Source organism: Neobacillus sp. MER 74 (assembly GCF_023714155.1).
Map to the genome: position 1 here is coordinate 371,908 of NZ_JAMAUV010000001.1, position 23,301 is coordinate 395,208.

Below are 23,301 nucleotides of genomic sequence, written 5' to 3' on the forward strand. Positions count from 1 at the left end.
AACACCCTGACCAGAAGTCACGGGTGCAAGAAATACAAACTTAATCCATGCGTTGTCATACATGGTACTAAGCTTACACCCTTATAAACCTCTCTGGATTTCTTTAAAGAGTTGAAACTTATTTATGCAGTTTTCCGTTTATCAGTGGATTCCTCCAGCATATTTTCATCCGCTGGTTCTCTTCCAGGAAGAATGAGGTTTAACAATACACCGCAAATAGCTGCTAGGGCCATCCCCTGGATTTGTAATGATTCTGATACTTTTATCACTGCTCCACCAATGCCCACTACCAAGATGACAGATGAAATGACTAGGTTACGCTTGTTACCAAAATCAATTTTGCTATCCACCAGCATTCGTAAACCAGAGGAAGCAATGATTCCGAAAAGAAGGATTGAAACGCCGCCCATTACCGGTGTTGGAATGGTGCTGATTAAAGCAGTTATTTTTCCAATAAAGCCAAAGATGATGGCGAAGATTGCTGCACCAGCAATGACATACACACTATAAATTCGAGTAATTGCAAGGACACCGATGTTTTCACCATAAGTGGTTTTTGGCGGCCCGCCAATCAGAGCGGAAATCATCGTTGCTGTTCCATCCCCTAGGATTGAGCGGTGTAAGCCCGGTTCTTTAATATAATCCCGGCCGACTACCTTACTAAGCACCAACTGATGTCCGATGTGCTCTGATAATGTTACAATTGCAACTGGGACCATTAACAAGACTAAATCCCAAGTGAATTTTACTTTATAACTTACAAACGGAATGATAAATTCAGGCATTTCAAACCATTTAGCCTCTAAAACTGGTTTAAAATCGACCACTCCAACCACTAGTGCGTAGATATATCCGACAATAATCCCTGCTAAGATTGGGATCATACTTAACATTTTTTTTGCATATATCGAAAAGATAATTGTTGCTATTAGCGTGACAAGGGCTACCGAAAAATGAAGCATGCTGTATTTTCCACTCACAGGATTATTCATCGCCATATTCACAGCAGTTCCAGATAGAGCTAATCCGATGACAATAATAACTGGTCCCACAACAATTGGCGGGAGAAGATTCATAATCCAGCGATGACCTGCCTTGCTGATGATTAGTGAAACCAGTCCGTATACAAGTCCTGCGATGAATGTACCGACCATGGCACCGCCTGGTCCCCCAGCTGCTTTAGCGGCAATCACAGGTGCAATAAAGGCAAAGGATGAGCCTAAGTAAGCTGGAACTTGGAATTTAGTTATTAATAGAAAGGCTAATGTGCCAAGTCCACTTGATATAAGTGCAATCGCCGGGTTTAATCCAACAAGGTATGGTACCAATATTGTGGCTCCAAACATGGCGAATAAGTGCTGTAAACTTAATGTAATCCATTGGAAGGGTTTAGGAATCTCTTTTACGTCTAGGATAGGTTTATTGTTCATTGTGAATTCCCCCACTTTGCTATATTGCTTTTCTTTAGTATCTTATTTTTTTCATAAAAAAAACCTCTTTGTCCGTGAGGGTACAAAGAGGGTATGGACATGCCTAAATAAGTATATTTCGGCATTCCCCTTTGTCAGCCTCACAGGACTACTTTTAAAAGGGTAACTATTTATTTTTCAAAAATACTGACTTGATCGACCTGATCCACATCTGCTAATTGAACAACAATTTTTTCCTCACTTGAGGTAGGAATGTTTTTTCCCACATAGTCTGCTCGGATGGGAAGTTCCCGGTGACCGCGGTCCACTAAAACCGCCAGTTGAATGACCGCAGGTCGTCCTATATCCATTAAGGCATCCAGTCCAGCTCTGACTGTCCTCCCCGTATAGAGAACATCATCAACCAGTATCACTTTTTTATTATTTATCCCCACCGGAATATCAGATCCTTTAACCAGTGGTTCTTGATTATCAGTTTTCTTTGTTAAATCGTCTCGATAAAGGGTAATATCTAACTCCCCAACAGCTATTGCTTTCCCCTCAATTTCTTCAATTTTGGCTGCAAGCCGATTGGCCAAATATATGCCCCTCGTTCGAATACCAACCAAAATACAATCATCTATACCTTTGTTTTTTTCAATAATTTGATGGGCGATTCTTGTCAGGGCCCTGCCAATAGATTGTTCATCAAGGACAACTGCTTTTTGGTTCATACTACACCTTCTTCTTTTGTAAAAATAAAAAACCTCTCACCCAATTTTGGCGAGAGGTTAACAAGTTAATTTACAGATATGGGTATAGTTCCCCCCATTATCTTAACCGTTTCCTTCTCAGCCTCACGGGACTGATTTAAAGGCTTATTAAGCTAAAATCATCTTACTTCAAATCACCGGCTATGTCAACGATTATTTCGAAGCTGATTAAGTAATGCCTCGATATCTTCTGGCAGTGGTGCTTCAAATTCTAGATATTCGTTTGTTCTAGGGTGGTTAAAACCAAGCACACCTGCATGTAATGCTTGTCCGTTGATATCGAGTGTCTTTTTCGGTCCATATTTTGGATCTCCAGCAAGCGGGTAGCCAATATATTTCATATGAACACGAATTTGGTGTGTTCTGCCGGTTTCTAATTGACATTCTACGAATGTAAAATCTTTATAGCGTTCAAGCACATGAAAGTGTGTGACCGCATGTTTGCCATGATCAACGACGGTCATGCTTTGCCGGTCTTTAGTATCCCTGCCAAGTGGAGCATCAACAGTTCCAAAATCATGGGGAATGACTCCATGTACAATCGCTTTATATTTACGGGTAACGGATTTGGCCACTAACTGATTGACAAGACTCTCGTGAGCCAAATCATTTTTAGCTACCATTAATAAGCCGGACGTATCCTTATCGATTCGATGAACAATACCAGGTCTTAACACACCGTTAATCCCTGATAAATCCTTACAGTGAAACATTAATCCATTGACCAATGTTCCTGACATGTGACCCGGTGCGGGGTGAACAACCATACCCCTCGGCTTATTTACCACCAAAACATCACTGTCTTCATAGTAAATGTCTAAATTAAGATCTTCTGGGACCACATCTAACTCTTCAGGGTCCGGTATCGTAATTTCAATTTGATCGTTCAAGCTACATTTATAATTTGTTTTAATTTGTTGTCCGTTCACCGTAATATTGCCTTCTTTAATCCATTGCTGTACTTGAGTTCTTGACCATTCCTCATCAAGACCAGAGATCACCTTATCAATTCGATCCCCTTTTTGCTCCTCAAGAATGATGTGTTCCATTTTCTCCATATGATTTCTCCTTTGTTTCTCTCTCTTCTAGCAACATTTGAATCATTAACAAGATGACCCCAATAACTAACGCTGAATCCGCGATGTTAAAGACAGGGAAATTATAGCCAAAAACATACGTATGAATGAAATCAACAACTTCCTTGCGAATGACACGGTCAATAAAGTTACCTATCGCTCCTCCAAGCATTAATGCCAAAGATACACCAAGCATCCATTTCCCTCTTGCAGCTTTGTACAGATAATACATAATTCCGACGATAACAATTATCGTAATAACGTAAAATAGCCACATTTGTCCTTGTAATATTCCCCACGCCGCACCACGATTTCGATGAGAAGTAATATAGAAAATATTATCAATGATAGGAATACTTTCTCCTAGATACATTTTGCTTACAATAAGCCATTTCGTAATTTGATCTAATAAAATAACAAAAAGTGCGATTAAGTAATAAAACACTAAGAAATACCCCCACATCAACCTAGACTAAACTAATCAGTCTAGAAGCTTTCGCTTATCATACTTCTTAAGCATTTTAGCACACTTTATCGCGAAACGAAAATGTAACTTGATGAAAATGATTAGTAAATCGGTTTTTTGTAATAATGCAGTAAGTACTCTGAATCCTTTACTGACTTTATAGTAGGAATCATCTGTAATAATTCATTAGGCAAAAATTCTCCAGAGATTTCGCATTGCCCAAAGTTTCCATTTTCAAGTTTTCGAATTGCTGTATTAATATCTGATAATTCCTCTTCTAAGACGGCAGTAAACCAATCCTGCTTTGGTTTGTTTTTTAACGAATATTCAATTTCTTCTTTCGTATGACGGAGTTCCAAAAACAGCTGTTCCTGCGTGGCATTCATAGTTGTTACCTCCGTGTTTTATTTGTCTTATTATTTCCGCCAAGCAATAACCGACTCGGAAAAACATTTGACAACAACTACAACAATTAACGGAGAAGGAAAAATTTAAAAGCCCTATGCATTAGCACAGGGCTTTCAGATTAATTATGAGTATAGTTAGCTTTTACTACTTCAGCACAACGTGGGCAAAGTGTTGGGTGTTCTGGATCTTGACCTACTTCTGGTGTTACAATCCAGCAACGCTCACATGTTTCACCCTCGGCTTTAGTTATAACAATAGCCGCAGTTTCTAATTTAATTGCATTATCAGGGGCTTCCTCATAGGTTCCTGCCACTTCAAACCCTGAGATAATAAAGAGCTGTTTCATATTTTCTTCAATTGAGTCTAATAACGCTTTTGATTTTTCATTAACATAAAGTGTAACTTTGGCAGTTAACGACTTCCCAATCACTTTTTGATTACGTGCTTCCTCAAGTGCCTTTAACACATCATCACGAAGAATCATAAATTCAGTCCACTTTTCCTCTAAAGCTTGAGCATTTGGTAGTTCCTGATACTCAGGTAGATCTGTTAACTGGACACTTTCTTCGGTTGCATCAGGGATAAAATTCCAAACTTCATCCGCAGTGTGTGAAAGGATTGGTGAAACTAATTTTGTTAAAGCAAGCAGCGATTCGTATAACACCGTCTGGATTGCACGTCGCTCATGATTATCTGTCGCTTCAATATAAAGAACATCTTTCGCAAAATCCAAATAAAATGAACTTAAATCAAGAGTACAGAAATTATTTATCGCATGATAGATGCCTGCGAATTCATAGTTTTCATAGGCATTGCGAACATTTTTAATCAACTTATTTAATTTAACAAGCATAAATTGGTCGACTTCACGGAGATCTTCATATCGCACTTTATTTGCTGGAGTAAAATCAGCTAAATTTCCTAATAAGAAACGGAAGGTGTTACGAATTTTCCGATAAACCTCTGCGACCTGCTTCAAGATTGCGTCTGAAACACGAACATCCGCTTGATAATCAACTGAAGCAACCCAAAGGCGTAAAATATCTGCACCTAACTGATTCATGACTTTCGCAGGGATAACGACATTCCCAATGGACTTACTCATCTTCCTGCCTTCTCCATCAAGCGCAAAACCGTGGCTTAATACTCCTTTATATGGTGCTTCACCTGTCACGGCTACAGCAGTAGATAATGACGAGTTAAACCAGCCTCGATACTGGTCCGATCCTTCAAGATAAAGATCAGCTGGACGAACTAAATCATCTCTTTCAAGCAAAACAGCTTGATGGGAAGATCCTGAATCAAACCACACATCCATGATATCTGTTTCCTTAGTAAATATACCATTTGGACTTCCTGGATGGGTAAAGCCGGCAGGTAGTAATTCTTTTGCCTCACGCTCAAACCATACATTCGAACCAAATTCACGGAATAAATCTGAAACATGATTAATCGTTTCATCTGTAATGATTTCTTGGCCAGTTTCTGCATAGAAAACAGGAATTGGTACTCCCCAGACACGTTGACGAGAAATACACCAGTCACCGCGGTCACGAACCATATTAAATAATCGCGTTTCACCCCAAGCAGGAATCCATTTTGTTTCCTTGACTGCATCTAGTAATTCATTACGGAAATCTTTAATAGATGCAAACCATTGTGCTGTCGCTCGGTAGATTACCGGTTTCTTCGTTCTCCAATCGTGTGGATAAGAATGGGTAATAAACGAAAGTTTGAGCAATGCTCCTGCATCTTCTAATGCCTGTGTGATTGGTTTATTAGCTTTATCGTAAAATAACCCTTCAAAACCTGGCGCTTCACTCGTCATCACACCTTTATCATCAACAGGGCATAGGACATCTAAACCATATTTTTGTCCTACGTAAAAGTCATCTTCCCCGTGACCTGGTGCTGTGTGGACACAGCCAGTACCTGCATCTGTTGTTACATGTTCTCCTAACATCACCAATGAATCCCGGCCATAAAGCGGATGGACAGTTAAAATATTCTCTAAATCATTTCCTTTTACCTTTTTAACAACGGTTAATTCTTCCCAGCCAATTTCCTTCGAAACAGATTCGAGAAGAGCCTCAGCAACTAGATATTTGTTTTCATTTGCTTCAACCACAACATATGTTAGGTCCGGATGTACAGAAATACCTAAGTTCGCCGGAATTGTCCATGGAGTTGTTGTCCAGATAATGATTTGGGTGTCTGCATCTAGTACACCTTTTCCATCCTTCACCTTAAAGCCCACATAAATCGAAGCGGATTTTTTGTCTTGGTATTCAATCTCTGCTTCAGCAAGTGCAGATTCACTTGATGGTGACCAATAGACAGGCTTAAGTCCTTTATAAATATAACCTTTCTTAGCCATTTCACCGAAGACTTTAATTTGCTGTGCTTCATAGGCAGGTTTTAAGGTAATATAAGGGTTTTCCCAGTCACCGCGGACACCCAGACGTTTAAATTGTTCACGCTGATTGTCAATTTGCTCGAGTGCATACTTAGTACAAAGTTGACGGAATTCTGCAACCGTCATTTCTTTACGTTTCACACCTTTATTCGTTAACGCTTGCTCGATTGGTAGACCATGTGTATCCCAGCCTGGTACGTATGGTGCATGGAAACCACTCATGGATTTATAGCGGACAATCATATCTTTTAAAATTTTATTAAGGGCATGCCCCATATGGATGTCACCATTGGCATATGGAGGACCATCATGCAATACAAACATCGGACGTCCCTTGGTTCGTTCTTGAACTTTTTTGTAAATATTCAACTCTTCCCATTTTGCCTGAATCTCAGGCTCTCTTTGTGGAAGATTGCCACGCATCGGAAATTCAGTTTGCGGCATTAATAACGTATTTTTATACTCCATTTTTTCTTCCTCCTGTAATCCTCTTCATATAACAGAATAGCCAATAGACAAATAAAAAAACCCTCTCATCCCCAAATAGGGACGAGAAGGTTTTATTCCCGCGGTACCACCCTGATAGATAGTTCGAATCAAATCGACTATCCTCTTTAGCATTCGTAACGTGAATAACACGCCTAAGCCTACTAGCCTTAAATTAGGAAGTTCAGCTTTGGAACTCAAGGGTGATCTTCAATTTTTCAACTTTACCAGGCTTCCACCACCCCTGACTCGCTAAAAAAGTCCTAGAAAAATTATACTGTCCCTATCATCGTCATTGACCATTCTTTATAACTGTTAAGAAATTATATGCTATAAAAACGCTTTTCGTCAAGCTAATGAATCTTCTTCTTCATGAACTTTTAGTTCTGTTGCATCTACCTCATATTCTAATAAGTGATCCCAATCATCGGTATTTAACATATCAAGCTGGGCCTCAATCAACATTTTAAAACGTGTACGGAATACTTTTGACTGCTTTTTTAAATCCTCGATTTCAAGAGCAATCTTTCTTGCTTTTGAAAGGGATTCATTGACAATCCGATCGGCATTCTTTTCCGCTTCCTTAATAATCAACTTTGCTTCCTTTTGAGCATTCCTTTTAACATCCTCACCCGCTTCTTGCGCAATGATGATTGATTTATTTAAAGTTTCTTCAATCGTAACAAAGTGACCAAGTCGCTCATTCATATCATTCAAGCGTTCTTCTAATTCTTTTTTTTCTCTAAGTACTAATTCATAATCCTTGATAACCTGGTCGAGAAACTCGTTTACCTCATCCTCATCATATCCTCTAAAACCCTTATTAAACTCCTTATTGTGAATATCCAACGGTGTTAACGGCATGAATGCCACCTCCATACAATCTCTAATTCTATATGTATATGCAAGAATTCGACATCATTCATCGAATTTCCTTCTTTATTTTTGTACTTATTTTTGTTTTCCGACATTTAGTCGCCATTTTTCTTTTTTTGTTTTCCCTTCAATGGCAAGAATTTTTGCTCGGCCACTACCTCTAACAGAAATCATATCACCCACACCGCATTCAAATGACGGATTTTCAATTAATGTCCAATTCACCTTCACGAGTCCCTGTTGAATAAAGAGTTGTGATTTCTGCCGTGACACATGATAAATTCCTGAAATAACAGTATCAAGCCTCAAAGAAGATATCGTTAAATCACTTTCCACCAATTTTTCATTGGTGGAAAGTGCATTTTCTATATCTGTTTCAGTTAGTTTTACGCCTGCCCTGCCAATTGTTTCAACGTTACTTACTATATAGTCGCTAATATCCTTTGCAGCAAAAAATTGGCATTTCCCATCTATAATGATGATATCCCCAAATTTCCCCCGCTTTAGGCCTAAGGACATAAGCGTACCCAATACCTGTCGGTGTTCGATTGTAACAAACTTGGTTGGATAATGGATGTTAAAAAGGCTTATTTGAAATTCATCATGATTAATCGAAGTTAGATAATCTGGAAAAATTAAGGCTCTTTTTCGTTCTACATCCGTGCCGCCGCCAAAAAGTTTATATTTAACATCCCCATGTTCACCAATTAACTTTTTAAGAATATGCTGTTCTCTCGGATCAAGGAAATCAGTTAATTTAGGAGTATATTGTGTGTCTACATAATTCTTCCAATTTAACACCTGATCAATAAATTCTCGCTCTTCTGGACGAAAGTGCTGATAAATATTCATAATTCAATACACAACCTAGATTCAATATTCTTAAGAAACAAGAAAACGATAGACACTTGATAATCCACTTTGCGCAAAATTAAGAACAAGAAAGGCAACGATTGGAGAGATGTCCATCATACCAATCGGTGGAATGATTCGTCTAAATGGCTCTAAATATGGTTCACAAATCCTCGCAAAAAATTGTCCAATAGATGACTCTCTAGCGTTTGGAAACCAAGACATTAAAATATATATAATTAAGGCATACGAATAAAGTTGTATTAGCTTCTGTAATAAACTAAAAACCAGTGCCATTAAGCATTACCACCTCGTATTTTGATTTTCAAAGTCAGGAATAAGTTCTGATATATTTCCTGAAACCTCAACATTATCGGGTGTACATAAGAATATACTAAAACCAATCTTTTGAATGTCTCCACCAATTGCATAAACAGCGCCACTGAGAAAATCGACAATTTGTCTGCCCTGATCACTATCAATTCGCTGCAGGTTCACGACCACAGCGCGGCGGCTTTTTAAATGATCAGCAATTTCAGTTGACTCAGAATAAGAGCGTGGCTCAACTAAAATTACTTTGGATGACTTTGTGGAATTGGCAGCCTTTTGTACGGTTTGCAAGCTGACGACGTTTTGGTTCTTTACCACTGGTTGTTGCTTTTGTTTTACAGGAAGTGGTTCAACTACTTCTGGATAATCAACTTTGTTATCATCATATTCATCATCCAAAAAGAAAAATGTTTTTAATTTCGATTTAATCGTCATGATTTTCTCTCCTAACCATCTTCACCAACAAGCGCAGTGCCTATTCTTACCATTGTAGCCCCTTCTTCAATAGCAATTTCAAAATCATTTGACATGCCCATCGAAAGTTCGGTGCAAGGAGCATAATCCAAATTTAAGGCTTGGACTTGTTTACGAAGTTCACTTAATTTATGAAAACATTCACGTATTTGCGATTCATTATCAGTAAGTGGAGCCATTGTCATTAAACCTTCAACACTGATGTGTTCAAACTTACGAAGTGACTCAATAAAAGTCAGTACTTCTTCAGCAGGTAAGCCATGCTTGGATTCTTCTCCAGAGACATTAACTTGGACCAAGCATTTTACCTTACGCTCTGCCCGTTTATTAATTTCTTCTGCAAGAGAAATCCTGTCCAAAGAATGGATATACTCAACAATATTAACAATATTCTTTACTTTTCGTGTTTGAAGTGAACCGATATAATGCCAAACAGGCTTGTCCCTAAGTTCTTCCCACTTCCTGAGGAGTCCCTCATCCCGATTCTCACCTAGATTTATTATTCCTGCTTGAAGTGCTTCATTTGCTCTCTCAGTACTAACATATTTAGTAACCGCTATCACCCTGACTTCTTCAGGGTTTCGCTTGACTCGAAGGCAGGCCTCAATGATTTGTTGTTTTATTATTTCGTATTTTGCTTCTACCATCATAAACGTTCCGTAGTCTCCTTCCAGCCTATAAAAGTTAACATTCTTCCTGTTTTCCCTTGGTCACGACGATGGGAAAAAAACTCTTTATTACAACTAGAACAAAAGTTTGTCAACTGGATATTCGTATTCGGCACACCAGACTTTATTAATATTTGTCTATTTACCTCACGTAAATCTAAGGAATATTGGCCTTCTTTAATTAAATTATAGGGTAAAATTTCGACATCTTCTAGTGTATTTTCGACCAAGTTTATCACATACTTATCAACAATATAACATTTTTCACAAATGGATGGGCCAATTGTAACTAGAATCTGTTCTGGGTTAATTCCTTCTCTTTTCCACGCAATGATCATTTCCCTTGCAATTTGACCTACAGTCCCTTTCCAGCCAGCATGGGCTACACCAATCATTTTTGATTCAGGAGCAATAAAAAAAAGAGGGACACAGTCGGCATAGCAGAGTGTTAACAAGACGCCCTCCTCATTCGTATAAAAACCATCTGTATCTTTAATAGCATTTTCATAGGAATTGGATCCTTTGCCACGGTCAAGTTTAGAAATTTTTTTAAGATGAATTCCATGTGTTTGTTCAGCTCCGACCCAGGACTTTAGTGGAAATGTGAGCAGGTCTGAAACTTTTTCTCGGTTGGAACAAACATCGCTTTGAATATCACCAACGTGAAACCCAAGGTTAAGGGATTTGTAATCCCCTTTGCTTACCCCGCCATTATTAGTGGTTATTCCTGCAACTAAACCTGGATATTTGCTTACCCAATTTTCAATAGTTAAAAAGGATTGATTTTTTAAAACAAAGGGTTCCATATTCATACCTCTTATGTTTTTTCTATAGTTTACCATGAAAAGAAAATTTGGTCACCGCAAAAACAAGAGTTAAACTTCTGCTTCTTCCGTTATATTTTCTGCACTGCCTTTATATCTAACCAAAATGACATCTTGACCTATTTTTAAAATATTCTTCCAAGGAATAACTACGTCGTCATCTTTACCAAAAAAGCCAAGTACTCTTCCGCTGCCGCTAATCACCACTGCTTCAATCTTTCCTGTTGTTAAATTTATCTCAATATCACCAATATTCCCAAGCCTCTTTCCATCTGCTACATTCACCACATCTTTAATTTGGAACTCAGAAATTTTTACCATCTCACTCACTCCCGGTTTTATTTCTATAAAATATATGTTTACTCAATGACATTTAGTAAAAGGAATAAAAATAAAGCTGCCCTAAGGACAGCCTAACTTTGGATATTTTTATTCATTTGTCTTATCGCAGCTTTTTCTAAACGAGAAACTTGTGCTTGAGAAATCCCAATTTCATCTGCGACTTCCATTTGTGTTTTCCCTTGAAAGAATCGTTTTCGTAAAATTAACTTTTCGCGATCATTTAGCCTGCGCATTCCTTCTTTTAATGCAATTTCTTCAATCCAATGGATATCTTTATTTTTTTCATCGCTTAATTGATCCATTACATAAATTGGGTCGCCGCCATCATTATAAATTGGCTCGAAAAGAGACACTGGGTCCTGAATGGCATCAAGGGCGAAAACGATTTCTTCATGTGGAACTTCTAAGACCTTCGCAATTTCTTCTGCGGTTGGTTCCCTTGAAGTTTCGCTCATCAATCGCTCTCTTACCTGTAGGGCTTTATAAGCAATATCCCTCAATGATCTAGAAACGCGAATTGGATTATTGTCACGCAAGTACCTTCGAATTTCCCCAATAATCATTGGAACCGCATAGGTTGAAAACTTTACGTTTTGGCCCAAATCAAAGTTATCGATAGATTTCATCAGCCCAATACAGCCAACTTGAAACAAGTCGTCAACAAACTCGCCTCTATTGTTAAAACGTTGAATGACACTTAATACGAGTCGTAAATTACCGTTGACGAGCTTTTCTCTGGCATAAATATCGCCCTCTTGCATTTGCTTGAAGAGTATTCTCATTTCTTCGTTTTTTAGGACAGGAAGTTTTGCTGTGTCCACACCGCAAATTTCAACTTTATTTCGAGTCAATCCTTTTCCCTCCTCACAGGAGTTGCTGTACAAAAAACAGTATCTCCTTGAGAAGGAAAAATATGCACTTATCCACGATGGTGGACAAGTGCATATTTGTCGAAAAATGCAATTAAGTCACGAAAATCATAGGTTTTTAATAGAAAAAATTTTTTCTTCTTTACACCATTTTATTAAATTCTTTTCGCAGCCTTTTTATAATTCTTTTTTCTAAGCGGGAAATATAAGATTGGGATATTCCCAGCATGTCAGCTACGTCTTTTTGGGTTTTTTCTTCTCCATTTGTAAGACCAAACCGGAGTTCCATAATTTGTTTTTCACGGTCAGTTAGTTGATGAAGTGCTTTTGTCAGGAGCTTTCGGTCTACATTGGCCTCTAAGTCCTTTGTAATAATATCATCATCCGTCCCTAAAACATCAGATAATAATAGTTCATTCCCATCCCAATCAATGTTTAAGGGTTCATCAAAGGATACTTCTGACCTGATTTTATTATTGCGCCTTAAGTACATGAGAATCTCATTTTCGATACAACGTGAGGCATATGTAGCAAGTTTTATTTTTTTCTCAGGATTAAAGGTATTGACGGCTTTAATTAATCCAATGGTTCCAATACTAATTAAATCTTCGATATTAATCCCGGTATTCTCGAATTTTCTAGCAATGTAAACAACAAGACGAAGATTTCGTTCAATTAATATTGACCTAGCTGCTTTATCACCACCAGGTAATTTTTTCAGCAGCATCTCTTCTTCATCTTTGCTTAAAGGAGGCGGCAAGGCCTCACTACCACCAATATAATAAACTTCATCTGTTTTTAAACCCAATTTCATTAATAGTTTATACCAGTAATAGGATAGGCGAAGCCTCCATTTTTTCATATGTGTTCCTCCTTCTAAAATATGTTTTTCTGAGTATAGTAATACTAACTCACCTTAATGGTTTTCATTTGCTGCCTAGGACCTGTGAGCATCTTTGGATGAACAATACATTGAAAGGCATCTTCACTTGAGAGTTGCTTTGTTGTAAAGGAAACAAGACCTTTTTCACATAAATATTGAGTATCTTTATGTTCAATAAAAATGTTTTCTGGCTTTACCGCAATAATTAGTTGATGCTCTTGTCCAATCACACGAGTAGGTATAATTCTGATCCTATTTTGCCATTCATCTGGAAGGTCTCCACTGCCATTGATAAGTAATTCTGGGTCTCCTGCAAGCTTTCTTATTGATTCTGAAATTGTTTCTAGTTGGGTTTTAATGGAAACAAACATCACAGGAAGCTTTGATAATGGATCATAAAGTTGATTCCCGCTATCCACTAATCCTTTAAAGGTTAGTGTTTCGTTATTTATATTGATTCTGACTTTAACAATTTGGTCAAATTGTATTTTTGTCATCTCCATGCTTTCAACATTTTTCCTTGAGAAGTGCCAAGCAACGGGAAATCCAATTAGAACGAATAGCCAGCTTATCGGATCTCCAAACCCTTTTGTACTGGACACTAGGACCTTGGTTGTTAGCTCAGAATCATACTGGATAAAATAATGGGCCCCCATTAATGCTCCGCCGATTAAAAAGGTGGACACATAAAGTGTCATTAACGCCTTAAAGAAAAAAGACATCCGCTTATATCCAAAGGTTATTAACACCATGAGGATTGAAAATATGAATTTTGATATGGGATGGCTTGTATAGACATTTAATGGCGTAAATGATAATAAAATTATCAAGGAACCAATAAATCCTCCGGCAGCTAGTCTCCCTATTTTAATCTCTCTTTTTAGAAAAATAGCTGTTAAATATAGAAGCAGACTATCAAATAATAAATTTAGAGCCCAGATCACATCTAAATAAATAGTTACCAGCTTCCTCTCTATAGATTTATCAGCTTTTCCTTTCTGTTTACGAAAAAGTATAACGTACTTGCATGGATGAAGTGTGTCACTTTGTGTAATCAAACAAACAAAAATTTGCACTATTCACAACGTATTTTGTCAGATGGATTTTGTCATTAATAAAAACATGGCTGTTGATTTCCGCTCCAGGCACTTCGCTTTCCGCGGGCGGTCCGGGGAGCCTCCTCGGCGCTTAAGCGCCTGCGGGGTCTCCCCTGCCCCGTACTCCCGCAGGAGTCTCGTGCCTTCCGCTCCAATCAACAGGTGCCAATAATATCAACAATACGATTAAAATTAGTCTAAATAAAAAGACACGACCTGTGATTAGGCCGTGTCTTTTGTATAAGTATTCACTTTTTATCTTCTACGATTGCGGTTCCGTAAGAAGGTTGGAATATCTAATGTTTCTTCTTGGGAAACTTGTGTATGGCGGACAGGCTCTTGCTGAACCTCTTCACGTTTTGGCTGTTCTCTTTTAACATTACCCATCTGTGGTTTAGCCTGACCAAAAGTAGGACGAGTAGCTTTTGGCTGCAAGGTTTCTTCTTTAAATCCAGTAGCGATGACAGTAACGATAATTTCATCCTTTAATGATTCATTGATAACAGAACCAAAAATCATATTTACTTCCTGATCAGAAGCAGTTGCTACGATATCAGCAGCTTCTTGAACTTCATAAAGACTTAGGTTTGTACCGCCTGTAATGTTCATTAGTACCCCTTGTGCTCCATCAATAGATGTTTCTAATAAAGGAGAACTAATTGCTTTCTTAGCAGCCTCTGCGGCACGGTTTTCACCAGCTGAAACACCAATACCCATTAAAGCAGATCCCTTATTAGACATGATTGTCTTTACATCCGCAAAGTCCAAGTTAATAAGACCAGGTACTGCAATTAAATCTGATATACCTTGTACACCCTGGCGAAGTACATTATCAGCTTCACGAAATGCTTCCAGCATTGGAGTGCTTTTATCAACAATTTCTAGGAGACGATCATTTGGAATCACAATTAGTGTGTCAACCGCATCTTTCATCGCACCAATTCCACCTGATGCTTGTCCAGAGCGTTTTTTTCCTTCAAATGTAAACGGACGAGTAACTACACCAACGGTCAATGCACCTAAGTCTCGAGCAATTTGAGCAATAACAGGTGCTGCACCAGTGCCTGTACCACCGCCCATTCCCGCAGTAACAAATACCATGTCCGCACCACTTAATGCTGCTTCCAATTGTTCTTTACTTTCTTCAGCAGCTTTCTTTCCAACCTCTGGATTAGCACCTGCTCCTAGTCCACGGGTCAGTTTAGCACCTATTTGCATCTTAACTTCTGCTTTAGAAAGATTTAGTGCTTGAGCATCAGTATTAACAGCGATAAATTCAACTCCTTGAACGCCATGTTCAATCATTCGATTTACCGCGTTATTACCCCCACCCCCGACACCAATTACTTTTATAGTTGCAAGAGAATCTAAATTTGTATCAAATTCTAACATGACAATCCTCCTAATTCTTCGATTTCTTTTCGATTAGCCTATTCGAAAAAGTAACCAAGGAATTTTTTTACTTTTGATGACATCTTTTCTTCCGGATGTTTTTCTGCTTTTGGTTGTTTAGGTTGTTGATGTTGTTTAGGTGCTCTCTTTTCGGCAGGTTCAGAAATGGTTGAAGAACCTGCGTGTCCACCTGGTAATCTAGCATTCTTGTAAGCATACTTAATTAAACCAACCGCTGTGGTATATTGTGGTTCCCTTACACCAATATAGTCTGGCACCGCAATGCGCACTCTATTCTGTAATATCACCTGAGCAAGTTCAAGTACACCTTGCATATTTGCAATACCGCCAGTTAATACATAACCGCCCGGTAGGTCACTATATCCTAAGCGTTTCATTTCATGTAATACTAGTTCAAAAATTTCTTCCATTCTCGCTTCAATAACATCAGATATTTCCAGCTGATTAAACTGTTGATGTTGATCACTGCCAATGATTGGTACACTAAACACTTCATCTTCTGACGCTTCGTCATAGAATGCATGTCCGTGTTTGATTTTTATTTTTTCTGCATCTTCTGTCGAGGTCCGAAGGCCCACAGAAATATCTTTTGTAATATAGTCTCCGCCAATCGGAATAACACTTGTTTGGGAAATAAAACCTTCTTCGAAAACAGCAATCGTAGTGGAACCACCACCAAGATCGATAAGAGCGACACCGAGGTTTTTCTCATCTTTTGACAGTGCATAATCACCTGCTGCTAACGGCTGAAGAACAATATCTACTATCTCTAGACCGGCCCGTTCAACACATCGGAGAGTATTAATGATAATTGATTTGGAACCAGTAATAAGAATACCATCCATTTCCAAGCGAACCCCTATCATCCCACGGGGGTCGTTAATTTCATCTTTACCGTCGAGGATAAATTGTCTTCGGATAACTCCGATATTTTCTCTTTCAGGCGGGATCGAACCAACGTGTGATGCTTCAATGACACGAATGACGTCTTCATTCGTAATCTCTCTATTTTGGCTGGAAACAGCTACAATACCATGACAATGTTGAAGCATGACATTGTTACCTGAAATGCCTACCACCACATCCTTAATTTCCATCCCAATCATTCTTTCTGCCTGCTCTATCGCCCTTCTAATCGAATGAACGGTATCGTCCATATCAACAATTGATCCTTTGCGCAATCCTTCGGATTTCACATTTCCAACACCAATTATATTTAATGAGTCTTTACCCGAGTCATTGACCATTTCACCAATGATTACTTTCACACTGGATGTACCGATGTCAAGACTAACATATATTTCATTGCTGTTCATTCTTTGGCACCTCCTTTAGATTTCCTTAAGTTGAACAACAACTATATTTTTTTTGTTCAATAAAAGTTCACTATACATATCATATAAAATTATTCGTCACAACTAAATGATTCCCTTTAAAAAAATTCAATTTTTTTCTACTTTTTCTTTGTTCGTTGACCATTTTGCCAATAATATTCGCCTTATTACGGCAATATTCTGAAACAGTCTGACACCAAACGCGAAAACTGCCGCTAAATATAAGTCTACACCAAGATTAACACCGAGAAAAGCTAAACTTGCAGCAAGTATAATATTAAAGAAGAACCCTGATACAAACACTTTTTCATCATATATATTTTGCAGGTATGCCCTGATCCCACCGAAAAGAGTGTCGAATGCTGCTAAGACAGCAATCGACAAATAATTGGAATATTCTTCAGGAATACGTATTTCTGTTAATAGTCCCAGAATGATCCCAATTACTAATCCTATGAATGGAAGCCACATTAAGAATCGCCTCCTTCTTTTGCCGGTTCCATGTAGCGGATGCGTATGGAATCATCGTAGGCTGGTACCGTTAAGTTCGGAATTGGTTTTGAAATCGAAAGTCTTAGATTTTCAATAAAGAATTCTTCCGTTGCTTTTGATACTTTCATCCGATTATATAATTTTTCAGCTGTAGAGTTATCATCTACACCTACAACAACTTCGATTGGCAACCTTTCAATCGTATGCCCATCGATTTTTGTTTCCATATTGATGTCTCGAATTACAGTGGTATTAATAATTCTCTTCCCATCGATTGCTACATATTTAGCTTCGTACATATTCAATTCGTTTAACAATCTTGTTAGAAGTTCAGGAGGAATAACTCTATTTACAGGTGTACCTATCTTAATTTCTTCGATTACTGGTTCAATCTTTAATTTAATACCAGGAACAGTAATTTCAGATAACCCGGCTTCAAGCTTTAGTTCCTTTAAAGTATCACTTAAGGCTTGTTCTTTGCTTTGTTTCCGTTTAGATTCATAGGCTGCCAGTTTTTCTTCATTTGAACGAATTTCACTTAATAAATTGGATTGAATTTCTTTTTCTTTTAATATTGCATCACGAAGCTGCCATATATCACGAGTATCCCGTTCAACAGGTTTTTTTACTGTTTGAAATTGGATAGCAATCATGAATCCTACTAAGACTGCGATCAAAGTAAAACTTACATTTATTTTTTTGTTGTCCACTTTTTTCACCTAACCTTTTAAATTATCTTAACGTGGACATTTCTTCATGACTAACTGCCTAGGATGGGATCAAGAACAATTTCATTATCTTTTTCCAGTGTAAAAATAATATTATCGTTTACTAACTGATCTTTCACCCCTCCTATAAGGTTTATGGATGAAGAGAGGACTTCAGGATCTCCGATTGCTGAAATTATGAAAGGAGCTGGATGCTCAATTCCATCAACCGTAATAACTGGTCCATTACAAATAATATAAGAATGGCTTGTCAGCCTCTGACCATTTATGGCAACTGCTGCTGCCCCGGATATATAAAGCTCATTTACAACTTTAAATACGTGATGTTCATGAACAAGATAATTATTGATATTATCCTCTTTTGGGTCGTAAGCACCATCCGTCAGTGTAATCTTGACTCCTTTACCTTTAACCTTCACTTTCCCTAAGAACATTCGATATTTCTCAGCATCTTCAGCAAGATTTTCATAAACCTCTGCCTCTTTAGAAAGATCTTTCTCATTTTTAAAAACCAAATCTTGTTTTTGACTTAATTCCTTTTGCAGTTCACGATTAGTTTTTTCTTCATTAATTAATTGGTTTCGAAGTGCAAGGGTCTGTTCCCACTGTCCATCAGAAACATTTGGTTTCCCTTTGTTCATTTCCAATTGTGTTAAATGATAGGAAAAGGCCATCAAAAATCCTAATACAAGGCAGACTAGGGACAAAACAACATGCTTACCCTTCACCCTTATCTTGCTCAACTTCTTTTTCCTCCACTTCGGTGTCAAAGGCCTTAAAATACGTTCCTACTTCCAGGTCAATAATCCCCTTTTTGTTGGGATCAATCTGAGAGATAATTGAGGGATAATGTACCATTTTTTCCGAGAAACTTCTTAATGTAGCACTAACCTCAAAACCATCATTCATAAATAAGGAAATATGATATTTATCAGTTTTTTTCGGAGTATAATGGATTTCAGAGATAGAGTTTGAAATTTCATTAGGAAGTTTTTCTAACTCTTTTACCATTTGATTGAGGGCTGCACCTTCTTTAAACTCGAATAAGATGGGAGAATTTACAGGAATTTTCTTCGCTGCTTTTTTGTTCACTATTTTCCCATTCTCCATAATTGGTAAGAATTTATTTTCCTTTTTCAGATAAGCAATTCTTTTATGTTCTTTTACTTGGATGACCACTGTATTTGGCCAATGAGTCTTGATGGTAACTGTCTTTATCTCAGATAGACGCTTTATTCTCGATGCCGTTTCATCCTTTTTGATTTTCCAAATATTCGTATTATTCGAAAGGCCGCTCTGACTGATTAATTCCTTATCAGAATACACACCATTTCCTTTTATTGTTATCGTCTTTACATGGCTTAAAGGTGATTGTGAATAGGCGATAACTACTATCATTGTAAAAAACAGAATTAATAGGAGTACAAGGCGTCTGTTTGCTTTTCGTCTTCTTTGCTCCTTAAGCTTAGGAATACGGTCCTCGAGAGCTACAATTTTACCTTTTTCCATTTAAATTCCTCCACATAAAAAGCAGCTGCTCTAAAATAAGTAGACTAAGCCTGTCCAACATTCGATAGTGTTACCTCGAAAAGAGAAACAACGGCACGAAAAACCATGCCGTCACTAACTTTTTCGAGGTTGCACCTATAATATTATCAGTAATTATAACACAATATTTGTCATTCGGACGACATTTCTTACAAGAAAAGTAAGGATAATTTCTTTGGAAATTTAGTATAAATCCTTCCAGTTTTCTTATTTCCTACCGATTATTTCAACCTCTGTTTCCATTGTTACTTTATATAAGCTAAAAATGGTATCCTTGACATGTTGAATTAATGCCAGCACATCCTCTGCAGTGGCACCTCCAGCATTTACAATAAAATTCCCATGCATTTCCGAAATCTTTGCACCGCCAATACTAAATCCCTTTAATCCAGCGTTTTCAATTAATTTACCAGCATAATTCGGCAGCGGATTTCTAAAAATACTGCCAGCACACGGAAAATTCCACGGCTGTGTCTCTTTCCGATAATCTTTGTTTTTTTGCATTTGCGCGACAATGGCTGATCGATCGCCTTTCACAAGATCAAAAACAGCTTCCACAACAATTCCTGGGCGAGTTTTTTGTAGTACAGAAGTCCTGTAGGAGAACCCCATTTCCTCATTTGAGAGCCATTCCATTTTTCCATCATCAAATAAAATATGTGCTTTGGTTAGGATTTTACTAATATCTGAACCATGCGCACCTGCATTCATATAAACTGCCCCGCCAACTGAGCCAGGAATTCCACTCGCAAATTCCAGACCCGCAAGACCTTTTTTACTAATAAGTGTTGAAAAGCTGACGAGGGAGTGACCACCACCAACGGTAATACTTGTATCGTTAATCTCAAGGTGATCCATTCCAGAACTAAGCTTGATAACTACCCCTTCAATCCCCTTATCCGACACTAACAGATTTGAGCCGCGGCCAATCGCACGCCATGGCAATCCATGATTTTCAATCACATTCATGACAGTTTTTAAATTTTCAACTGAAGACGGTTCAATAAAAAGGTCTGCAGGACCGCCTATTTTCATCGTTGTATGATTGGCTAATGGTTCATTTTCCTTAACCTTTCCGATATTTAAAGCCAATAACTCATTTAAGATTCCGTCCATAATTACCACCCTTACTTTCCTAGATGCATTTACATCAGTTTATGCTAAAAATCTTTATGGGCTACTTTTGATTTGTGTTTACCAGTTCTTGCATTAAGGAATAGAGTCTTGATGCTGAATCCGGAACACCCATTTTTTTAGCCTTAACCTTCATCTCTTTTAATTTATCTTTATTTAAAAGAATACGATCAATATGATTCACAAGACTATTATTATTTAAGTCTTTTTCTAATAATAGTTCTGCTGCACCATGGTCACTTAATGACCGAGCGTTTTTCTCTTGATGATTATTTGTTACATATGGACTTGGGACTAAGATACTTGGGATACCAAGTGAAGTTATTTCTGCAAGTGTGGTTGCTCCTGCTCTCGATACCACTAAATCTACTCCTGCAAGTACTTCTGGCATATTATGAATAAACGGTTTAATGACTACATTTTTAGGGTTTCCAATTAATTCAACTTCTTTTCTGACATCCTCATAATGGACGTCGCCCGTAATATAAAGGACTTGATATGGTTTCTCAGCCAATTCAGCGAATGCCTTCACGACTGCCTCATTTATCGGCCTCGCACCACGACTACCACCGAAGATTAAAACCACTGGCATAGTTGCACTTAGTCCAGCACCGAGACGACCTTGAATCCCGTCTTTGCCCATTACTTCAGATGCACGAGGATTGCCCGTAAAAACTGTTTTCTGTACTGGAAAGTACTCTTTTGCCTCTTCAAAACAAATGGCAATCTTGTTTACATATCTGCTTAAAAATTTATTAGTTAACCCTGGAACACTATTTTGTTCGTGAATGATTGTTGGGATGCCCAACTTTGATGCAGCATACACTACAGGTCCGCATACATACCCGCCTGTTCCGATAACAATGTCTGGTTTGAATTCCTTTAACATTTTTTTACTGTCTTTCACTCCTTTTAGGAAGCGGAGAACCGTTTTTACATTTTCAAAGGATAGTTTTCTTTTAAAACCAGTTATATGAATCGCTTTAAAATCAATATTCTCCCGCGGAACTATTTTGCTTTCCAAGCCATTGGTAGTTCCTATGTATAAAAATTGTGCCTCTTTGTTCTGTTTTTGGATTTCACGAATGAGTGCGAGAGCAGGATAAATATGCCCGCCAGTCCCTCCGCCACTAACTACTATTTTCATTTTTTCCACCTCATTAACTATTTAACACCTAATGCCTACCCTATCTTACTATAAAAACTCACAAAATAACGCAAATGAAAAAAGAATGTTACCTAATTGTAAATTAACACAGCCTAAAATAAAAAAACCCTGCCGCTAAACAGGGTGAAGGTTCATAATCTCGAATACCTGCTGATATTAAGAAGAACACCTATCGCCATTAACATCAAGGTTAAACTAGAACCCCCGTAGCTTAAAAATGGTAAGGTAATGCCTGTAACAGGCATTAGTCCTGTAACAACACCAATATTAATCATGACTTGAATCGCTACCATGGCGATGATTCCTACAGCTAGAAAGCTGCCGTATAAATCTGGTGCACCTAAAGCGATTCGTATTCCTCTCCATAACAACAGTGCAAACAAGAGTAATATAAATGATCCACCAATAAAGCCTAGTTCTTCAGAAAGAATCGCAAAGATAAAGTCTGTCTGGGGTTCAGGCAGGTAGAAGAACTTCTGTCTGCTCTCGCCAAGTCCAAGCCCAAACAATCCACCAGGACCAATTGCATAGAGTGATTGAATAATTTGAAATCCCGTTACAAGCGGATCCGACCAGGGATCCAAAAAAGATGTGATCCGTTTAATACGGTACGGAGCAGAGGCAATTAGACCAATAAATCCTGCGACTCCCAACAGTCCCAGAAAGGCAAAATGACTTACACGAGCACCAGCAATAAAAATCATCACAACACAGGTTCCCATCATCACCGTTCCTGTGCCTAAATCAGGTTGAAGCATGATCATTGAAAAGGCAAGAAAGGCAAGACCTAATGAAGGAATAAGACCTTTCTTAAACGAAGTAATCAACTTTTGCCGTTCGGAAAGATACTTAGCCAAAAAAGCAATCATTGCCAGTTTCATAAATTCAGAAGGCTGTATTGAAAAGGCTCCAACACCTATCCAACTACGAGAACCATTCCTTTCATTTCCTATTCCAGGAATTAACACAAGGATAAGTAACACAAAACAAACCAGTAGAAAGGTTTTGGACCAGGTCCGCCACGTCCAATAATTGATGTTCATGATGAAAAACATGGCAGCCACTCCAACCCCGGCAAAAAGAGTTTGCCTTTTCGCGAAGAAAAAGGAATCATTAAATTTATATTCAGCCCAAATAGCACTTGCACTGTAAACCATGATTAGCCCTATTGCCAAAAGTGTGAATGTTACAATCATTAAAATAAAATCAGGAGTAGTTCTCTTTGTCGGCACCAC

At 38.1% G+C, this 23,301-nt stretch carries 25 protein-coding genes and 1 other annotated feature; all 25 genes read right to left on the minus strand.

Translation table 11 applies throughout. The annotated features are described in order from the left end of the window. Positions 1-122 precede the first annotated feature (122 nt). Positions 123-1,430, minus strand: a complete 1,308-nt coding sequence (locus M3610_RS01720; protein ID WP_251456157.1) for a solute carrier family 23 protein — start codon at positions 1,428-1,430, stop codon at positions 123-125. A 170-nt stretch (positions 1,431-1,600) separates the two neighbouring features. After that, the gene (gene pyrR / locus M3610_RS01725) at positions 1,601-2,143 is read right to left on the minus strand and encodes a bifunctional pyr operon transcriptional regulator/uracil phosphoribosyltransferase PyrR (RefSeq protein ID WP_098572695.1); all 543 of its coding nucleotides are present in this window, start codon (positions 2,141-2,143) and stop codon (positions 1,601-1,603) included. Positions 2,144-2,328: 185 nt separating this feature from the next. Beyond that, positions 2,329-3,240, minus strand: a complete 912-nt coding sequence (locus M3610_RS01730) for an RluA family pseudouridine synthase (protein ID WP_251456159.1) — start codon at positions 3,238-3,240, stop codon at positions 2,329-2,331. Continuing rightward, positions 3,212-3,721, minus strand: a complete 510-nt coding sequence (lspA, locus tag M3610_RS01735) for a signal peptidase II (protein WP_285850877.1) — start codon at positions 3,719-3,721, stop codon at positions 3,212-3,214. Before lspA ends, M3610_RS01730 begins: the two co-directional genes overlap by 29 nt. Before the next feature lie 104 nt (positions 3,722-3,825). Then, the gene (locus M3610_RS01740) at positions 3,826-4,110 is read right to left on the minus strand and encodes a hypothetical protein (RefSeq protein ID WP_098572692.1); all 285 of its coding nucleotides are present in this window, start codon (positions 4,108-4,110) and stop codon (positions 3,826-3,828) included. Positions 4,111-4,250: 140 nt separating this feature from the next. Continuing rightward, positions 4,251-7,016 (minus strand): isoleucine--tRNA ligase, encoded by a 2,766-nt coding sequence (gene ileS / locus M3610_RS01745; protein WP_251456161.1) that lies wholly within the window; start codon positions 7,014-7,016, stop codon positions 4,251-4,253. 74 nt (positions 7,017-7,090) lie between these two features. Continuing rightward, positions 7,091-7,333 (minus strand) — a binding site (T-box leader). A 49-nt stretch (positions 7,334-7,382) separates the two neighbouring features. Continuing rightward, entirely contained in the window at positions 7,383-7,898 is a 516-nt protein-coding gene (locus tag M3610_RS01750) for a DivIVA domain-containing protein (protein ID WP_026566392.1), read from the minus strand. An 87-nt stretch (positions 7,899-7,985) separates the two neighbouring features. Then, positions 7,986-8,762, minus strand: coding sequence for a YlmH family RNA-binding protein (locus M3610_RS01755; protein ID WP_251456163.1), 777 nt, complete (start codon positions 8,760-8,762; stop codon positions 7,986-7,988). 30 nt (positions 8,763-8,792) lie between these two features. Then, the gene (locus M3610_RS01760) at positions 8,793-9,059 is read right to left on the minus strand and encodes a YggT family protein (RefSeq protein WP_098572689.1); all 267 of its coding nucleotides are present in this window, start codon (positions 9,057-9,059) and stop codon (positions 8,793-8,795) included. 6 nt (positions 9,060-9,065) lie between these two features. Next, positions 9,066-9,527 (minus strand): cell division protein SepF, encoded by a 462-nt coding sequence (locus tag M3610_RS01765; RefSeq protein ID WP_098572688.1) that lies wholly within the window; start codon positions 9,525-9,527, stop codon positions 9,066-9,068. Between the two features lie 11 nt (positions 9,528-9,538). Then, positions 9,539-10,216 (minus strand): YggS family pyridoxal phosphate-dependent enzyme, encoded by a 678-nt coding sequence (locus M3610_RS01770; protein ID WP_098572687.1) that lies wholly within the window; start codon positions 10,214-10,216, stop codon positions 9,539-9,541. After that, positions 10,213-11,040 carry a peptidoglycan editing factor PgeF gene (gene pgeF / locus M3610_RS01775; protein WP_098572686.1) on the minus strand — a complete coding sequence of 276 codons (828 nt, stop codon included), beginning with the start codon at positions 11,038-11,040 and terminating at the stop codon, positions 10,213-10,215. Before pgeF ends, M3610_RS01770 begins: the two co-directional genes overlap by 4 nt. Positions 11,041-11,109: 69 nt before the next feature. Next, a complete protein-coding gene (locus M3610_RS01780; RefSeq protein ID WP_098572685.1) occupies positions 11,110-11,379 on the minus strand; it encodes a YlmC/YmxH family sporulation protein in 270 nt (89 codons plus the stop codon). Positions 11,380-11,471: 92 nt separating this feature from the next. After that, entirely contained in the window at positions 11,472-12,251 is a 780-nt protein-coding gene (gene sigG, locus M3610_RS01785; protein ID WP_026566385.1) for an RNA polymerase sporulation sigma factor SigG, read from the minus strand. Positions 12,252-12,411: 160 nt separating this feature from the next. Then, complete coding sequence (sigE, locus tag M3610_RS01790) at positions 12,412-13,131, minus strand: RNA polymerase sporulation sigma factor SigE (RefSeq protein ID WP_026566384.1); 720 nt, start codon at positions 13,129-13,131, stop codon at positions 12,412-12,414. 44 nt (positions 13,132-13,175) lie between these two features. Further along, positions 13,176-14,228: a sigma-E processing peptidase SpoIIGA gene (gene spoIIGA, locus M3610_RS01795; protein ID WP_311315790.1), complete on the minus strand. Its 1,053-nt coding sequence runs from the start codon at positions 14,226-14,228 to the stop codon at positions 13,176-13,178. 276 nt (positions 14,229-14,504) lie between these two features. Continuing rightward, a complete protein-coding gene (gene ftsZ, locus M3610_RS01800) occupies positions 14,505-15,641 on the minus strand; it encodes a cell division protein FtsZ (RefSeq protein WP_251456165.1) in 1,137 nt (378 codons plus the stop codon). 38 nt (positions 15,642-15,679) lie between these two features. Further along, complete coding sequence (ftsA, locus tag M3610_RS01805; protein WP_251456167.1) at positions 15,680-16,978, minus strand: cell division protein FtsA; 1,299 nt, start codon at positions 16,976-16,978, stop codon at positions 15,680-15,682. A 126-nt stretch (positions 16,979-17,104) separates the two neighbouring features. Further along, positions 17,105-17,467 carry a small basic family protein gene (locus M3610_RS01810; protein ID WP_098572682.1) on the minus strand — a complete coding sequence of 121 codons (363 nt, stop codon included), beginning with the start codon at positions 17,465-17,467 and terminating at the stop codon, positions 17,105-17,107. Continuing rightward, on the minus strand, positions 17,467-18,198 hold the full coding sequence (locus tag M3610_RS01815) for a DUF881 domain-containing protein (RefSeq protein WP_251456169.1): 732 nt from the start codon (positions 18,196-18,198) through the stop codon (positions 17,467-17,469). The genes M3610_RS01810 and M3610_RS01815 overlap by 1 nt, the downstream gene beginning before the upstream one ends. A 50-nt stretch (positions 18,199-18,248) precedes the next feature. Further along, positions 18,249-18,959, minus strand: a complete 711-nt coding sequence (locus M3610_RS01820) for a DUF881 domain-containing protein (protein ID WP_251456171.1) — start codon at positions 18,957-18,959, stop codon at positions 18,249-18,251. Next, complete coding sequence (locus M3610_RS01825) at positions 18,934-19,725, minus strand: cell division protein FtsQ/DivIB (RefSeq protein ID WP_098572680.1); 792 nt, start codon at positions 19,723-19,725, stop codon at positions 18,934-18,936. Before M3610_RS01825 ends, M3610_RS01820 begins: the two co-directional genes overlap by 26 nt. Positions 19,726-19,971: 246 nt before the next feature. Further along, positions 19,972-20,880 (minus strand): UDP-N-acetylmuramate dehydrogenase, encoded by a 909-nt coding sequence (gene murB, locus M3610_RS01830; RefSeq protein ID WP_251456173.1) that lies wholly within the window; start codon positions 20,878-20,880, stop codon positions 19,972-19,974. Between the two features lie 61 nt (positions 20,881-20,941). Next, positions 20,942-22,045 (minus strand): undecaprenyldiphospho-muramoylpentapeptide beta-N-acetylglucosaminyltransferase, encoded by a 1,104-nt coding sequence (gene murG, locus M3610_RS01835; RefSeq protein WP_251456175.1) that lies wholly within the window; start codon positions 22,043-22,045, stop codon positions 20,942-20,944. A 152-nt stretch (positions 22,046-22,197) separates the two neighbouring features. Then, positions 22,198-23,262 carry a stage V sporulation protein E gene (gene spoVE / locus M3610_RS01840; RefSeq protein WP_396953631.1) on the minus strand — a complete coding sequence of 355 codons (1,065 nt, stop codon included), beginning with the start codon at positions 23,260-23,262 and terminating at the stop codon, positions 22,198-22,200. Positions 23,263-23,301 lie beyond the last annotated feature (39 nt).

Coding starts and splice junctions, on each gene's coding strand:
- M3610_RS01740 (WP_098572692.1), bottom strand. CDS start 4,110: ATGAATGCCACGCAGGAACAGCTGTTTTTGGAACTCCGTCATACGAAA.
- M3610_RS01780 (WP_098572685.1), bottom strand. CDS start 11,379: ATGGTAAAAATTTCTGAGTTCCAAATTAAAGATGTGGTGAATGTAGCA.
- lspA (WP_285850877.1), bottom strand. CDS start 3,721: ATGTGGGGGTATTTCTTAGTGTTTTATTACTTAATCGCACTTTTTGTT.
- ftsA (WP_251456167.1), bottom strand. CDS start 16,978: ATGAACAGCAATGAAATATATGTTAGTCTTGACATCGGTACATCCAGT.
- M3610_RS01755 (WP_251456163.1), bottom strand. CDS start 8,762: ATGAATATTTATCAGCACTTTCGTCCAGAAGAGCGAGAATTTATTGAT.
- spoVE (WP_396953631.1), bottom strand. CDS start 23,262: ATGATTGTAACATTCACACTTTTGGCAATAGGGCTAATCATGGTTTAC.
- M3610_RS01760 (WP_098572689.1), bottom strand. CDS start 9,059: ATGGCACTGGTTTTTAGTTTATTACAGAAGCTAATACAACTTTATTCG.
- ftsZ (WP_251456165.1), bottom strand. CDS start 15,641: ATGTTAGAATTTGATACAAATTTAGATTCTCTTGCAACTATAAAAGTA.
- M3610_RS01810 (WP_098572682.1), bottom strand. CDS start 17,467: ATGTGGCTTCCATTCATAGGATTAGTAATTGGGATCATTCTGGGACTA.
- M3610_RS01730 (WP_251456159.1), bottom strand. CDS start 3,240: ATGGAGAAAATGGAACACATCATTCTTGAGGAGCAAAAAGGGGATCGA.
- M3610_RS01765 (WP_098572688.1), bottom strand. CDS start 9,527: ATGACGATTAAATCGAAATTAAAAACATTTTTCTTTTTGGATGATGAA.
- M3610_RS01825 (WP_098572680.1), bottom strand. CDS start 19,725: ATGGAAAAAGGTAAAATTGTAGCTCTCGAGGACCGTATTCCTAAGCTT.
- murG (WP_251456175.1), bottom strand. CDS start 22,045: ATGAAAATAGTAGTTAGTGGCGGAGGGACTGGCGGGCATATTTATCCT.
- ileS (WP_251456161.1), bottom strand. CDS start 7,016: ATGGAGTATAAAAATACGTTATTAATGCCGCAAACTGAATTTCCGATG.
- pyrR (WP_098572695.1), bottom strand. CDS start 2,143: ATGAACCAAAAAGCAGTTGTCCTTGATGAACAATCTATTGGCAGGGCC.
- murB (WP_251456173.1), bottom strand. CDS start 20,880: ATGGACGGAATCTTAAATGAGTTATTGGCTTTAAATATCGGAAAGGTT.
- M3610_RS01750 (WP_026566392.1), bottom strand. CDS start 7,898: ATGCCGTTAACACCGTTGGATATTCACAATAAGGAGTTTAATAAGGGT.
- M3610_RS01770 (WP_098572687.1), bottom strand. CDS start 10,216: ATGATGGTAGAAGCAAAATACGAAATAATAAAACAACAAATCATTGAG.
- M3610_RS01720 (WP_251456157.1), bottom strand. CDS start 1,430: ATGAACAATAAACCTATCCTAGACGTAAAAGAGATTCCTAAACCCTTC.
- pgeF (WP_098572686.1), bottom strand. CDS start 11,040: ATGGAACCCTTTGTTTTAAAAAATCAATCCTTTTTAACTATTGAAAAT.
- sigE (WP_026566384.1), bottom strand. CDS start 13,131: ATGAAAAAATGGAGGCTTCGCCTATCCTATTACTGGTATAAACTATTA.